12 protein-coding genes are annotated in these 14,667 nt (G+C 66.2%); 4 read left to right on the top strand and 8 right to left on the bottom strand.

Going from position 1 to position 14,667, the window contains the following annotated elements; genetic code table 11:
* Nucleotides 1-9: 9 nt before the first annotated feature.
* From MRY84_RS11775 to MRY84_RS11750, 6 genes are all read right to left on the bottom strand, one after another.
* On the bottom strand, nt 10-3,177 hold the full coding sequence (locus MRY84_RS11775) for an efflux RND transporter permease subunit (RefSeq protein WP_291505914.1): 3,168 nt from the start codon (nt 3,175-3,177) through the stop codon (nt 10-12).
* 23 nt (nt 3,178-3,200) lie between these two features.
* Nucleotides 3,201-4,346: an HlyD family efflux transporter periplasmic adaptor subunit gene (locus MRY84_RS11770; RefSeq protein ID WP_291505918.1), complete on the bottom strand. Its 1,146-nt coding sequence runs from the start codon at nt 4,344-4,346 to the stop codon at nt 3,201-3,203.
* A 47-nt stretch (nt 4,347-4,393) separates the two neighbouring features.
* Nucleotides 4,394-5,020, bottom strand: coding sequence for a hypothetical protein (locus tag MRY84_RS11765; protein WP_291505913.1), 627 nt, complete (start codon nt 5,018-5,020; stop codon nt 4,394-4,396).
* Between the two features lie 9 nt (nt 5,021-5,029).
* Complete coding sequence (locus tag MRY84_RS11760; protein WP_291505912.1) at nt 5,030-6,322, bottom strand: TolC family protein; 1,293 nt, start codon at nt 6,320-6,322, stop codon at nt 5,030-5,032.
* A 145-nt stretch (nt 6,323-6,467) separates the two neighbouring features.
* Entirely contained in the window at nt 6,468-6,863 is a 396-nt protein-coding gene (locus MRY84_RS11755) for a hypothetical protein (protein ID WP_291505911.1), read from the bottom strand.
* Between the two features lie 145 nt (nt 6,864-7,008).
* Entirely contained in the window at nt 7,009-7,905 is an 897-nt protein-coding gene (locus tag MRY84_RS11750) for a LysR family transcriptional regulator (RefSeq protein WP_291505910.1), read from the bottom strand.
* A 101-nt stretch (nt 7,906-8,006) separates the two neighbouring features.
* On the opposite strand from MRY84_RS11750, the gene MRY84_RS11745 reads away from it, so the two are divergent.
* Nucleotides 8,007-8,774 (top strand): SDR family oxidoreductase, encoded by a 768-nt coding sequence (locus tag MRY84_RS11745; protein WP_291505909.1) that lies wholly within the window; start codon nt 8,007-8,009, stop codon nt 8,772-8,774.
* 81 nt (nt 8,775-8,855) lie between these two features.
* Entirely contained in the window at nt 8,856-9,467 is a 612-nt protein-coding gene (locus tag MRY84_RS11740; RefSeq protein WP_291505908.1) for a nucleotidyltransferase family protein, read from the top strand.
* An 87-nt stretch (nt 9,468-9,554) separates the two neighbouring features.
* Here the strand turns inward: MRY84_RS11740 and MRY84_RS11735 are convergent, their stop codons facing one another.
* Both MRY84_RS11735 and MRY84_RS11730 read right to left on the bottom strand, forming a co-directional pair.
* Nucleotides 9,555-10,082: a superoxide dismutase family protein gene (locus MRY84_RS11735; RefSeq protein WP_291505907.1), complete on the bottom strand. Its 528-nt coding sequence runs from the start codon at nt 10,080-10,082 to the stop codon at nt 9,555-9,557.
* A 97-nt stretch (nt 10,083-10,179) separates the two neighbouring features.
* Nucleotides 10,180-10,773: a gamma-glutamylcyclotransferase gene (locus tag MRY84_RS11730; protein ID WP_291505906.1), complete on the bottom strand. Its 594-nt coding sequence runs from the start codon at nt 10,771-10,773 to the stop codon at nt 10,180-10,182.
* A 124-nt stretch (nt 10,774-10,897) separates the two neighbouring features.
* On the opposite strand from MRY84_RS11730, the gene MRY84_RS11725 reads away from it, so the two are divergent.
* Both MRY84_RS11725 and MRY84_RS11720 read left to right on the top strand, forming a co-directional pair.
* Nucleotides 10,898-11,425, top strand: a complete 528-nt coding sequence (locus MRY84_RS11725) for an OmpA family protein (RefSeq protein ID WP_291505905.1) — start codon at nt 10,898-10,900, stop codon at nt 11,423-11,425.
* 108 nt (nt 11,426-11,533) lie between these two features.
* Entirely contained in the window at nt 11,534-14,482 is a 2,949-nt protein-coding gene (locus MRY84_RS11720) for a Tn3 family transposase (RefSeq protein ID WP_291505904.1), read from the top strand.
* The last annotated feature ends 185 nt before the right edge of the window (nt 14,483-14,667 follow it).

The raw sequence follows: 14,667 nt of genomic DNA, 5'->3' as shown, positions 1-14,667 counted from the left end.
CCGCCTGCATCAAAACGCCTCCGCATCCCGCTCGTCCATCAGCCGCTCGGCGCTCTTTCGGCCAAACAGCCAGAACAGGGCGGGGGTCAGGTAGGTATCGAGCAGCGTGGAGCTGATGAGGCCCGAGAAGATGACCACGGCCACCGGGTGCAGGATTTCGGTGCCGGGGCGTTCGGCCTCGAACAGCAGGGGGGCCAGGGCGAAGGCGGTGACCAGCGCGGTCATCAGCACGGGGCTGAGCCGTTCGATGGAGCCGCGCACGATGAGGGCGTGCGAGAAGTTCTCGCCCTCAAAGCGCATCAGGTTGATGTAGTGGCTGACCTTGAGGATGCCGTTGCGCACCGAGATGCCCGCCAGCGTGATAAAGCCCACCATGGCCGCCACCGATAGCGGCTGGCCCGACAGCCACAGCCCCAGAACGGCGCCCACCAGCGCGAGCGGGATGTTGGCCATGATGAGGGTGGCCAGCGTGGCCGAGCGGTAGCGGCTGTACAGCACCACAAACATGAGCACCAGCGACACCAGCGAGAGCAGGCCCACCAGGCGCGAGGCTTCTTCCTGCGCCTGGAACTGGCCGCCCAGGGTGATGAAGTAGCCCTCGGGCAGGCGCGTTTCGGCCACCACGCGGCGGATGTCGGCCACTACCTCGGACAGCGCCCGACCCTGCGCGTTGGCCGAGAGCACGATGCGGCGGCGGCCGTCGTCGCGGCTGATCTGGTTGGGGCCGTCGCTGTCTTCAATGGTGGCCAGGCGCGACAGGGGCACGGCGCCCAGGGGCGTGTCGATGAGCACCTGGCCCAGGCCCTCGATGCTGCGGGCGGCCTCGGGCAGCTTCACCACCAGGGCAAAGCGGCGGTTGCCTTCCACGATCTGCGTCACGCGCTCGCCTTCCACCAGGCTTTGCAGCGTGGCCAGCACCTGGGGCGCGGGCACGCCGTAGCGGGCAGCGGCGGCGTAGTCCACGCGCACCTTGATCTGCGGGGCCAGCACCTGCTTTTCCACCTCCAGGTCGGCCAGGCCGGGGATGCCCGTCAGCCGCCCGCGCAGCGATTCGGCCTGGCCGCGCAGGGTGTCCAGGTCTTCGCCAAACACCTTGATGGCGATTTGCGAGCGCACGCCCGAGAGCATGTGGTCGATGCGGTGCGAGATGGGCTGCCCAATGCCGATGGCGGCGGGCAGGGGCGCCAGCCGGGCGCGGATGTCGGCCACGACGGCTTCCATGGGCCGCGTCAGCTCGGCGGCGGGGCGCAGGCCCACGTCCAGCTCGCTCACGTGCACGCCCTCGGCGTGTTCGTCCAGCTCGGCGCGTCCGCTGCGGCGGCCTACGTGGGTCACTTCGGGCACCTGCTTGACCAGCCGCTCGGCCTGCTGCGCCAGGGCGGACGATTCGGCCAAGGTCACGCCGGGGTTGAGCCGCAGGCCCACCATCAGCGTGCCTTCGTTGAACGGCGGCAAGAACGTGGTGGGGAAAAACGGCACCGCCGCCGCAGCCACCAGCACGGCCACGCCCGCGGCGGCCAGCGCGGCGCGCGGGCGGTTCAGCACCGCCTGCAGGCTGCCCCGGTAGCCGTTTTTGAGCCAGCGCAGCACGCGCGTGTCGTCATGCCCCAGCTGCTTCATGCCCGGCAGCAGGTAGTACGACAGCACCGGCGTGATGGTGACGGACACCAGCAGCGAAGCCAGCGTGGAGACGATGAACGCCACGCCCAGCGGCACAAACAGCCGCCCCTCCATGCCCGGCAGCGCGAACAGGGGCAGAAACACCAGCACGATGATGACGGTGGCGTAGAGGATGGCCGAGCGCACTTCCATGGAGGCGCGGGCCACCACCTCCAGCGGGTGCAGGCGGTGTTGCGGGTGGCGGATGCGGTCTTCCTTCAGGCGGCGCATGATGTTTTCCACATCCACCACGGCGTCGTCCACCAGCCCGCCGATGGCAATGGCCAGGCCGCCCAGCGTCATGGTGTTGATCGACAGCCCAAAGTACTGGAACACCAGCCCCGTGAGGAAGATGGACGTGGGGATGGCGGTGAGCGCAATCACCAGCGGCCGCAGCGTGCCCAGGAAGAAGTACAGGATCACCGCCACAAAGACGGACGCCCCGATGAGCTTGCCCTGCAGCGTGGTGATGGACGCCTCGATGAAGTTGGCCTGCCGGAAGGTGACGCGCGGCGCGTTCATGCCTGTGGGCAGCGAGGGCTTCATCTCCTCCAGCGCGGCCTCGATGCTGCGGGTGAGCGCGATGGTGTCGGCCGTGGGCTGCTTCTGGATGCCCAGGATGACGGCGAGCTGGCCTTCAAACCCCGCGTCGCCGCGCCGGATGGCGGGCGCGAACTGCACGGTGGCAATCTGCCGCAGCACGATGGGCTGGCCGTTGCGGGTGCTGAGGGCCAGGTTTTGCAAGTCCGTGAGCCGCGAGGTGCGGCCCAGGTGGCGGATGAGGTATTCGCGCCCGTTCAGCTCCAGAAACCCGCCCGAGGTGTTGGCCGAGAAGCCTTTGAGCGCGGCCTCCAGGTGCGACTCGGTAATGCCCAGCGCGGCCATGCGGGCCGTGTCGGGCTGCACCTGAAACTGCCGCACCTCGCCCCCGATGGGGATGACCTGCGCCACGCCCGCAATGGCCATGAGGCGGGGGCGCAGCACCCAGTCGGCGTACTCGCGCACCTGCATGGCGCTGAGGGCGGGGGCGTTGCCTGTGGAGGCGTTGCCCGCCGCAGGCTCGGAGGCCGGGGGGGCGCCGATGGGAATGGCGATCTGCAGGATCTCGCCCATCACCGAGCTGATGGGCCCCATGCGAGGCACCACGCCGGGTGGCAGGCCTTCTTCCATGGCGGTGAGGCGCTCGGACACCATTTGCCGGGCGCGGTAGATGTCGGTGCGCCAGTCAAAGGTCACGTACACAAACGACAGCCCGGCGCTGGAGACAGAGCGCACGTTTTCCACGCCGGGCAGGCCGTTCATGGTGGTCTCCAGCGGGAAGGTGATGAGCTGCTCCACCTCTTCGGCGGCCATGCCGCCCGCCTCGGTCATGAGGGTGACGGTGGGCTTGTTGAGGTCGGGAAACACGTCCACCGGCGTGCGGCTGAGCGTGAACGCGCCATAGGCCATCAAGACCAGGGCGCTGATGATGACGAGCAGCCGGTTGCGCAGGCTGCTTTCCAGGATCCACTTGAACATGGTGCGGGGCCTTTCGCGTGTGCTCAGCGCACCTGGTTGATGAGGTTGGCGCCCTGCACGGCCACGCGGTCGCCCGCGGCCAGCCCGGCGGTGATGGCGACTGAGCTGCCATCGAGCGGCGCGGCCGTGACCACGCGCGGCGCAAACTGCTCGGCGGCGGTCTTGACCCACACGATGGTTTCGTTGGCGGGGTTCTTGGCGAGCGCAGTGCTGGGCACGCGCAAGCCTTGCAGCTGGGTGCGGTGCTGCACGTGTACTTCCAGCGTCTGGCCCACGGCCACACCGGCCAGGCTGGCGGGGGCGGTGCCAGCTTTGGCCGGGTCCGGCGCGGCGGGTGCGAACAGCAGGGGCAGGGCCTGCTCCCGCAGACTGCGAGCCGCGCCCAGAAAGCGCAGCGGCACGCTGGGCCCGCCCACCGCAATCGCCGCACCGGCCACCTCGGCGGCCAGGGCGGGGTCGTAGGCCAGGGCTTCCACCTGCAGTCGCTGGGGGTTGACCACTTCAAACACCAGCTCGCGCGCATCCACCACCTGGCCCGCCACGGCGTTGGCCGAGGCAATGACGCCCGAGACGGGGGCCACCAGCGCATCGCGCGCCTGCAGGCCGCCACCCACGGCGCCGATGCGGGCCTGCAGGCTGGCGACTTCGCTCTCGGCGGCCTCAATGTCTTTGCGCGGCACGGTGTCGGCCAGCTCGTGCAGGCGGGCCAGGCGTTTGGCGGCCAGAGCGTGGCTGGCGCGCAGCTCGGCCAGCTGGGCCTGCTGGCCTGCGCGCTCCAGCGTGCCGGTGGCGGGCTCCACATAGGCCAGCACTTCGCCGCGCTGCACCGCTTGGCCCAACTGGGGCAGGCCCTTGGGGCCAGGCTGCAGGCGGCCCGCGAGCAGGGCCTGCACTTTGCCACCGGCCGCAGGGTCCATCACCACGCGGCCGGGCAGGGTGGTGGTGCGGGCCAGCGGGGCCAGTTCCACGGGCAAGGTGCGCACGCCCATCTGCCGCTGCGAAGGCTTGGGCAAAAACACGCTGCCGTCGGGCAGGCGGCGCGGGCCGTTGCCGGTGGCGGCGGGCGGGGCATCGCCATGGTCATGGCCGGGGCCCGCCCAGGCGGCGGGAGCAAAGGCGGCGCACAGGGCCAGGGTGATAGCAAGCAGGGGCGAGCGAAGGGTGGGCATGGCCTTGGCGGAACGGGTTTGGGGGGTGGCTGGGGCGGTGCGGGCGGTCATGCGGCACCTCCGGCGGCGGTAGTGCGGCGGGCGCGCTGTGTTGCAACCAGCGCGATGGCGATGGCGGCCATCAAGGCAGCCAAGCCCGCCGCCCAGGGCAGGGCCTTGCGCCACACGGGTGCTGCGGCTTCAGCGTGGGCGGCTTCGTTTCCATGCAGGTCCAGCGTCGCGGCCAGCAGGTCGCTCTGCGCGCCTGCCACCACGGTGGCGGCAATGGCGTGCTCGCCTTCGGGCAGCGGCTGGGGCAGGGTGGCGTCGTATTCGCCAGCGCCATGGGCTTGCACGGGCACGGCGGTGCCGTTCACTTCCAGCGTGATCTGCGCGCCATCCACCGGGCTGTTGTCGGGGGCGCGGTCCAGGTACAGGCTCAGGTGCTGGCCTTGCAGCACGCCGACCAGTTCAAAGTCGCCGGATGTGGCGGCAAAGCGGGGCAGGGCAGTGGCGGACGCAGCAGGCGCCTCGCCGTGGTCGTGACCAGCGTCGGCATGGGCGGTGGTGGCAGTCCACCCCAGGGCCAGCGCGGCCAGCAGTGCGAGGCTGGCGCCGAACAGGCGGTGCGTGAACGAAAGCATTAAGGGCAACATGGTCGAAAGAGGGAGATTGGGGTTGTGCGAAGTGGTCATGGGCGGGCCTTACTGCGGTGCGCCGCTGTGGTGCTCGGCCAGTGACGTCGGTGCAGGCGCTGGCAACAGCCCGGCTGCCTGGCGCAGCGCGGACTGGGCCGCGGCCACCTCCACGCGGGCGCGCTGCAACTGGCGGGCGGCATCGGCCGCCTCGGCCTCTGTGCGCAGGCGGGTGGGCAGATCGGTCTCGCCCAGGCTGAACGACTTGGCAAAGAAGCCGCGGGTCTCCGCAGCCAGGCGGTGCCGCTCCTGGGCCGCGACCAGTTGCGCCTGCGCGGCATCGGCCTTAGCCTGGGCGCTGGCCCAGTCGGCGGCCACGCGCTGCTGCTCGGCCTGCCACTGCAGCTCGGCCTCCAGCGCATCGGCCTGGGCCTGGGCCAGCTTGGCACGGTGGCGGTCGCCCCCGCCAAAGGGCACGCGCAGGGCCAGCGTGAGGCTTTGCGCGCTGGGCTCGCCCCGGCCATCGCGGGTGCGGGTGGTGGAAACGGTCAGTTCCGGGTTGGCGCGCTGTTGGCGCTCCAGCAGCGCCACCTGGGCACGGGCGGTTTGCCAGCGCTGCCAGGCTTCGGCCACGGCGGGGTGCTCGGCCCAGTCAGCGCTACCCTGCGCAAGGGTTGGCGCGGGTTCAGCGTCAGCATCGGTGGTCTGCGGGTTGGGCACCATCCCGGCCAGGGCGCGCAGGCGCTGGGCGGCTTCAGCCAGCTGGGCTTGTGCGCTGGCCTGCTCAGCCTGGGCGGTGGCCGCGGCGCCGTCGGCTTGGTGCTGGTCGGCGCGGGCCAGGTCGCCGCGCTGCACGCGGCGGGCCACGTCGGCGGCCAACTGGCGGGCGGTGGCCAGGCGCTCGGCTGCGGCCTGCACATCCACCTGCGCACGTTGCCAGGCCCAGAAGGCCTCGCGCACCTGGCCGGCGCTGCGCCATTGGGCTGCTTGCAGGCGGGCGTCGAGTGCCGTGGTCTCTGCACGGGCCAGTTCTGCCGTGCGTGCGCGCTCGCCGGGCAGCCACAGGGGCACGGCAATGCCCACCTCATGTTCGCGGCTGCCCGCGTTGCGGTGGAGCCGGTCGGTCTGGGTGCTGAGCTGCAACGCCGGCGGCTCGGGCGTCCAGCTCTGTGCGGCCTGGGTCTGTGCGTGCAGCGCCCGCTGGCGCAGCGTGGTGGAGGCCGCCTCGGGCTGGCGGCGCCACGCGGCGCTCGCCCATTCGGCCAGGGTTTGGGCTTGGGCGGCGGTGTTGGCACCTGCGGCAGCCCACAGAAGCGCGGCCGTGCATGCAGCGGCGGCCCGGCTTCGGGATAAGCAATTCATCCGGATCTCCTGAAAGTCGAGAAACAACAAGGCGCAGGGAGATCGGCGTGAGGACACGCGCAGCCATCGCCGGGCCGCGTTCAACGGCCCGCCATGGCGACAGGGCTAAGGGGAGGAAGGAGTGGGAGCCGTTGCCGTCCGCCGATCAGGCAGCGGCAGCCCAGTTGGGCTTGTCAGGCGGAGCCAGGGTGCGCGTGGGCAGCGCAGGTGTGCGGTGCGGCTGCAGGGCTGAAACCCAGCTCACGGAAGGAGCGCGTTGCCATGCGGGGAAAGGCACGGCCCCACCGGCGTGGCAGACGTTGCAGTCCACATCCACGCTGGCCAGCGGGCTGGACGGGTCGTCCGCGAGCGCCTGCGCGGCATCACTGTGCTGGTGCGCGTGCTCGTGATGGCCCCAATGGCTGCTGGCGCCGCCATCGGCGCTTTGGATTTGGCGCGGGTTTTCGTGCCGGCCTTCATGTTGGCAATAGGCGGCCGCTTCAGCCCAGACGGATTGAATCGGCAACAGGACCAGCAAAAGGATGAGAAGCCAACGGCGCATGCGGGGCGGATTGTAGGGAATGCCGGGTGGCGCCGGGGAGATCACTGCCTCCTCGCATGGGCATGGCGGCGTCGACGCCGGCTGAATGCCCGGCAGGAAAGGAGATGGAAGCGCTCTTAGCGGCTGGATTTGCGCCGGGACCGCATCAATCGGCCCACTGCGCGGCTTTGACCATCTCCAGAAACGCCGCCAGCGTGGCCGTGGGCAGCTTGCGGCTGGGGTAGTACAGGTAAAAGCCGGGGATGGGAGGACACCAGTCGTCCAGTACGCTGACCAGCGCACCACTGGCAAGGTCCGCGCGGGCATAGGGTTCGTACACGTAGGCAAAGCCCACGCCGGCCAGCGCAGCCTGGAGCATGAGTGGCATTTCGCCCACCGTCAGGCGGCCTTCCACGTTCACAGCCAGCTTCTCCCCCGCTTTTTCAAACTCCCAGGCATACCGTGCGCCGCTGGGGAAACGGATGCGCACGCAGGGCAGGGCGAGCAGGTCGTGGGGTGTGCGAGGGGTACCCGCCCTTGCCAGCAGGGAGGGCGCCCCCACCACCATCAGGCGCTGTGGCGGCCCCAGGGGCAAGGCCACCATGTCCTGCTGCAGGCTCTCGCCATAACGCACGCCTGCGTCGAAGCCGCCTTCCACGATGTCCACGAAGCCATCGTCAAGCACCAGTTCCACCTCGGCCTTGGGATGGCGGGCCAGAAACTGCGCCACCAGGGGGCCCAGCACCAGTTCGCCCGCCGGGCGGGGCGCGTTGATGCGCAGCAGGCCCTGCGGCGTATCGCGGAACTCGTTGATGCCGTCGATGGCGGCGGCGATGTCTTGCAGCGCGGGGCCCACGCGGTCCAGCAACTGACGCCCGGCGGGCGTGAGCGCCACGCTGCGGGTGGTGCGGCTGAACATGCGCACGCCCAGCCGTTCTTCGATGGAACGCACGGCATGGCTTACCGCAGACGCCGACAGCCCAAGTTCCTGCGCAGCCATGCGAAAGCTCAAATGCCGTGCCACGGTGCTGAGCAGCTTGAGATCGGCCAGATCAAGGTTCATTGATGAATGATATTCAATAACCAATGCGTTATCGGGCTATTTATGTGTGCAGGGTGCGTGAATAAGCTGACGGCTGATTGCACAACCTGAGGAGAAATTGCATGCAAAACAGCGAATGGAATCTGGCCGGCAAGGCCATCCTGGTGACCGGCGCTTCATCCGGCATTGGCGCGGCAACCGCTGTAGCCTTGGGCCGCCAGCGCGCGCGCGTTGTGCTGGCCGCACGGCGCGTGGCCGACTGCGAAACCGTGGCCGAGCAGGTGCGGGATGCCGGCGGCGAGGCCTGGGTCACGCCGGTGGATGTGACCGACGAGGCCAGCGTGCAGCGCTGTGTCGAAGCGGCCGTGCAACGCTTTGGGCGGCTGGATGGCGCTTTCAACAACGCGGGTGCGCTTGGCACGGGCGCGCCGCTGCACACGCTGCCAGCGGCCGATGTGCAGGCCGTGCTGCAGGCCAATGTGATGGGCATCTTCCATGCCATGAAGCACCAGATAGCGGCCATGCTGGCCAGCGGGGGCGGCGCCATCGTGAACAACCTGTCGATCTCGTCCGGCGTGGCGTTTGCGGGCATTTCTGCCTACACCGCCAGCAAGCACGCGGCCCTGGGGCTGACGCGCAATGCCGCGCTCGAGTATTTTCAGCAGGGCATTCGCGTAAACGCGGTGAGCCCGGGGCCCACCATCACCCCCATGGCGCTGGCGGGGTTTGGCAGCGAAGACAACATGCGCGCCGCCCTGCAGGCGTCGCCCGCAGGTCGCCCTGCGCGGCCCGAGGAAATGGCCGGGCCGGTGCTGTTCCTGCTGTCAGAGGCCGCCAGTTACCTGAGCGGGCACAACCTGGTGGTGGATGGGGGCTACACGCTGGCCTGAGCGGATGGGCCTGAGAGGTCTCAGCCCCAGAGAGGGCGTCAACGGTTCTAAGAATGTAAACACGTTCTAACATGGCGCGCCATGCACCTGCAGACCTCCAGCCCCTCAGGCCCCCGCCCCGCCCAGCCCGGCCTGCCGGTGGTGCTGGTGCTGGCATCCGGCCGGGGTGAACGTTTTGCCGCCTCCGGCGGTGCCGTGCACAAGCTGCAGGCCCCGCTGGCGGGTAAGCCGGTGCTGCAGCGCACGCTGGATGCCGTGCGCGCCAGCGGCCTGCCCTGGCATGTGGAAGAAGCCGGCCACCCGGGCATGGGCGACTCGATTGCCGCCGCCGTGCACCACACGGCTGATGCGGCGGGCTGGCTGGTGCTGCCGGGGGACTTGCCACTGGTGCTGCCCGCCACGCTGCAGACCATGGCACAGGTGCTGTTGCGGCAGCAGGCGGCGGTGGCGTGGCCGGAATTTCGGGGGGGGCGTGGGCACCCGGTGGCGTTTGGGCCTGTGTGCCTGCCTGATTTGCTGGCCCTTTCGGGCGAGAAGGGGGCAGCGCCCGTGGTGCGCAAATGGGCCGGGCAGGGGAAGGGGCTGGCCGTGCCGGTAGAGGACGAAGGCGTGGTGACGGACATCGACACCGTGGATGCGCTGGCCCAGGCTGAGGCGCGGTGGCTGCAGCGCCAGCGCGCAGGAACGCATTGAATGCCGCGTCTTGGGTGAAACGAAGTAAAAATGCCGCTGCAGAAAGCTGCAGCGGCATTTTTACCAGTGGCGCGGTCTTGGGCTGACTTACTTGGCCGCGATCACTGCGCAAGCGAGGCGAGGCCCGGCGTTGCCCGTGGGCTGGGTGGTGTAGTCGTCTGGATCGCGGTGCACGATCAGGCCGCGGCCCACGATGTTGTTGTCCGTGCTGCCCACGCGGATCGTGCGCGATTCGAAGCTGAATTTGGCGACACCGTTGGCGTCGGCCTTCAGGCTGGGCAGGTCGCCGGTGTGGTGTTCGCCTTGGCCATGGTGGCCGTGGGGCTTGCCGCCCGGGTTGAAGTGGCCGCCGGCACTCATGCCGTCGCCGCTGCTGCAGTCGCCCTTTTCATGGATGTGAAAACCGTGTTCGGCGTTGGGCTTGAGGCCAGTGATGGAGCCGGACACCTTCACCACGTCGCCCGACTGCGCGAACGTGACCGTGCCGGCCGTGGCGTTGCCGCGTGTGGGATCCAGCTTGGCTGTGGCCGTGGGGCCGGCGGAATAGGCCGCGCAGCCCGCCAGCGTGGCGGCGGCAACCATCGAGAGGGCCGCAGCAAGACGAACATTCTTCATGACTCAAACTCCTTTGCACGTTAAAAGACGCGGCATTGTGCGGGCCTGCGCGCAGTGGCCTGCGGCGACGGCCCTGCCGGGCAGCGGAAAGTGTGCACTATGCCTCTTTTTGGGCCAGTGCAATCAAACGGGCGAGGGCGCGGTCATGAATGCCGTGCCGGCGCAACTCGTCGTAGGTGGCTTGGGCGTAGTCCCGCGTAGTGCCATAGCGGCCGCACGCCTGCTCAAAAATACGGCAGTACTCGTGGTCGGGCAGCTCGCCCGTGTGGTTGGGGCTTTTGCGCGACAGAGTGAAGGCCAGCGCACGCACAGGGCCCTGGGCCGTGTGGCAGGTCAGCCAGCGTGGGTCGTAAACGCCAGTCGGCATCTCGCGTTGCCACAGGTTGATCAGGACTTGGCGGGCATGTGCCTGGTCCACCCGGAACACCATGCCCCGGCAACTGCCGCCCGAGAGCATGCCGAACACCAGCCCCGGGCATTCGGGCGTGCCCCGATTGATGCGGCTCCACATCTTCAGGGCCCGGTGCCAGCCGTGCACCTTGGCGGGGCGGCGCTCCGTGTAGTCAAAGTCGGGCCGCCAGATGAGCGAGCCGTAGCCAAAGATCCACAGGTCTTCGTGGCCGCCCCATTCGTGGAGCGCACGCTCCAACATGGGGGCCGGATCACGAAGCGGCGCGGGAAGATTCGTCATGCGTTCACTCTACAATTGAAAGCTTTGCTCGGGTGCCCTGGGGGCTTGAAGTACTTGCATAACTTGCGCTTGCAAGCCTGGCAGCCGCGCCATCATTCATTCTTGATCACTGCAGGAATTTCCAATGTCCAGTTCTGACGACGATAGCCAACAACGCTTTGCCCTGGGTTTTCTGTTTGCACTGATCGCGCTGGTGATTTCGGTGGTGGTGGGCACCGTGGTGGTCAAGCGCGTGGGCGCTTCGGCCGCGGCCAAGCCTGCCGTGACTGCGGGCGCTGCGCCTGCTGCCGCAGCGGCGCCAGCAACCCTTGCTGACGATGCCGCGAGCGTGCTGGTCGAAAACGGCGTGGTGAAGTTCTACTTTGCCACCGCCAAGGCCGAACTGGCCGCAGGCGCCAATGAGGCCCTGGCCGACGTAGTCAAGGGTGTGGCCGAGGGCAAGAAAGCCATCGTCTCCGGCTTCCATGACGCCACGGGCGACGCGGCACTGAACGCCGAACTGGCCAAGCAGCGCGCCTTTGCAGTGCGCGACGCCCTGAAGGCCCTGGGCGTGGCCGAAGACAAGATCGAGCTGAAGAAGCCCGAAGAAACCACGGCATCCGGCAGCAACGCGGAAGCGCGCCGCGTGGAAGTGGTGTTGGGCGCCCAATAAGGGGTGATCTCGGTTTCGATGCAAAACCGGAATCCTGAGGCAAAAAACTGTCTAGCGACAACAACTTAGCTTCGATTTATAGTGCCTTCCGGACTGAGGAGGACGCTGATGTCGAGCTACCGTTACAGGTTCGTTGGTTACGAAAAACTCCCCTCGGGGCTAAATGCTGACGACGTTCAGTTGCACTGCCGTCTCCCCGCACATTTGATCGGAGCAATCCAGGGTAGCAACTACGGTAAGCGCTACTACCTTGGGCTGGCTGTCCAACTGGCCTTCGTTGCGCTCACCGGCAGGAACCCAGATGGCAAGCTCAGGATGCCTCCCGAAATGCTGCGTATGTTGTGCGGACAGCTCAACATCAGCACCACAGCCATCGCGTCTCTTAAAGCGCTGTACCAGAACGCTGATCGCACGCTAGCCAACCATCGCGCCTGGGTTCAACAAACGCTGGAGCTTTCTGATTTCGATGCCAGCGCCCAAGCTCGTTTGCAAGCTGCTCTTTCCCAGCAAGCCCTCGATGCGGCGTCAGTGGATGAAATTTGCGTTTCTGCCGAACAATGGCTTTTCGACAACAAGATCATCATGCCTGGCAAACGGGTCGTTCAGGATCTTGCGCGGTCCGCGTTCAAAGCTGTCGAAGAATTGGCCCTTGCCACCATTCGCACTGCAGTGACCCCAGTGCGGCTGCGAGCTGTGCTCGTAGTCATGCATGAGGAGAGTGTGACACCCGGGGTAACAGTCCTCGAATGGCTCAAACAATCGGCGGGGAAACACAGCTTGAAAGCTTTGAAGGAGGTCAACTCACGAATCGATGCCTTAAAGGCACTCGGTGTCCATTTGTGGAACCTCCAAGAACTTTCTATCGGGCGCATTCACGCGTTCGCCCAAGCCGTGGTGAACCGCCCGCCGTCGGAGACAGCTCGCAGAGTGGAAGACACCCGCTCCGTGGAAATCGTCTGCTTCCTCAAGCACCTCCTGGGAGAACTGACTGATGAGGCGATCTTCCGCAATAACCGGCATACCAGCGACATCATTGGTTCCGGGACAAAACGCGTTCAAGCCAAACAAGCGCAGCGTGCCAGCCACTACCGCGATTCCATTGAATCGATGAGAGCCCTTGCGCAAAATACGGACATGGATGCCGAGGAACGCCTAGCGGCAATCCTTGTCCTGGCAGAAGGCGTTTTGAGTCTCCCTCCAGTCAGCCGCGCCGAGGTTGTAAGGGAGACACTGACTGAGCAGACAACGCGGGTTCGAACTATCCTGAATGGAATGAGCAGCCTGGACTTGCAAGCTGACCCGGCGCACGAAGACAGCAAACTGCTCGGTGCACTCCAAGCGTTACAGGCAGCCGGGGCCAAAGAGTTGCCGGCGGATTTTGATACCTCGCTGGTGGAACCAAAGTGGCGTCCCTTGCTGGAGGTTCCCGACCGAGCAGCAGCTCTGCGTGCGTTTGAAGGGTGTACCTTGTGGCGTATTCGCAAGGGTCTGATCGGGGGCAGCCTCTATGTGAACCACAGCGCGACATACAAGAGCAAAGAGAGCCTGCTTATCCCTCAGGAGGAATGGGACCGGAACAAACAGGCCCTGTGCGAAGCCTATGGTTTGGAACTGGATCCAAGAAGAGCTCTGGATCTTCAGTATGAATTGCTGCGGGCCGGGTTGGCCGATGTTGAGATCGGTCTGGAGAAAGGCCTGCTTGAGATCGATGAAGATGGTTCGGTGCGAATTCCGGCCATTAGGGCTCTGGAGGAGGAACCAGAACTGCAACGCACGAACCGGTTTTTGAGCGAAACCATCGGCACGACGCAGTTGCCGGACATCATCCTGGAGATCGACAGCCGCACCCAGATCAGCATGTCATTGCTGGGGCGCCAGCCCGAGACGGCTGAGGAGCTTGTTGCCTTGTATGCTGGTTTGCTCGCCCATGGCACTGAAATCGACGCAAAGGCGGCAGCTTCGATGATTCCAGGGGTTCCGGTGAGCCACGTTTCCGCAGCCATGCGCATGCTGGAAGCGCCTGGCCGCCTGCGGTCGGCCAACGACAGCGTGGTCGAGTTTCAGCAGAGGTTTCCCATCGTAAAGCTCTGGAGTGATGGCACTAAAGCCTCTTCAGACATGATGGCGCTGGAGGCGACGCGCCATCTGTCCATTGCGCGAACCGATCCTCGCCGAAAGACTGCAGCCGCTGGCATCTACACCCATATCCTGGGAAGTTACCCCGTCATATTCGACCAGCCTATTGTGCTGATGACGCGCCAGGATGCGCCAGCCGTTCATGGAATCGACGCCTATAACTCCAACAGTGAGGATCGTATAAAGGTCGATCTGCTGGCCGTTGATACGCACGGCTACACCTATTCCGGCATGAGCGTGGCCAAGCTACTGAAATTCGATTTGTGTCCGCAACTGGCGGGCCTGCCTGACTGCAAACTCTGGGTGCCCCGCTCGATCAAGATCCCAGAGGCCCTGGAGAAAGTGGTGATTCCCGCTATCACGGAAAAAGCCATCCGAGAAGGCTGGGATCAAACCATGCGCCTGATCGCCTCCATCAAATCGGGGCGTGTCAGTGTGGCCTGGGCCCTGGCTCGGCACGGCAGCGCAGCTGCTGGAGACGACGTGCGCCGTTGCCTGGACCAGTTTGGCCGCCTGCTGCGCTCCGTCTTCTTGTGTGACTACTTCACCAATGACGTTTTCAGGCGGGAAATCCACACCCTCCTCAATCGAGGCGAATCAGTTCATCAATTGCAGCGTGCCATCTACTACGGACGCGTCACGGCCGAGCGCGGCCGACGCCGTGATGAACTCAAGTCGATTTCTGGCGCGCACGCGCTCTTGACGAACATGGTGATTGCCTGGAACACCATGAAGTTGCAGGAGACGGTAGAACGGCTGAAGTCAGGCGGCCAACGCGTTGAGGACAACCTGCTGCGTCGCATCGGCCCAGTGCACTTCGGGCACATCAATTTCCGGGGGGTCATGAGCTTCAGTGTTCACCGGTATGCCGGTGTGCTTTTGCGGTCCCAAACCCCTGAAAAACGAGTCCGCGCAGGTTAGATCCAAAAACGTCGATTTCAGGCTTTCCATTTTTATTCATTTCGAAATCGGAAAGTTGCTCTATACAAATCAACGACTTAGCGTTTTTGCCCAAGGCTCATTTCTTTTTTTTCATTTCGAAATCGGAAAGTTGCCTATTTGGTGAGCGTCCGTAGAGCACGTCCGGCCTGATAGTTTCCCGCCGA

Source organism: Acidovorax sp. (assembly GCF_022763525.1).
Lineage (GTDB): Bacteria > Pseudomonadota > Gammaproteobacteria > Burkholderiales > Burkholderiaceae_C > Acidovorax.
This window is presented reverse-complemented; position numbering and strand designations above follow the sequence as displayed.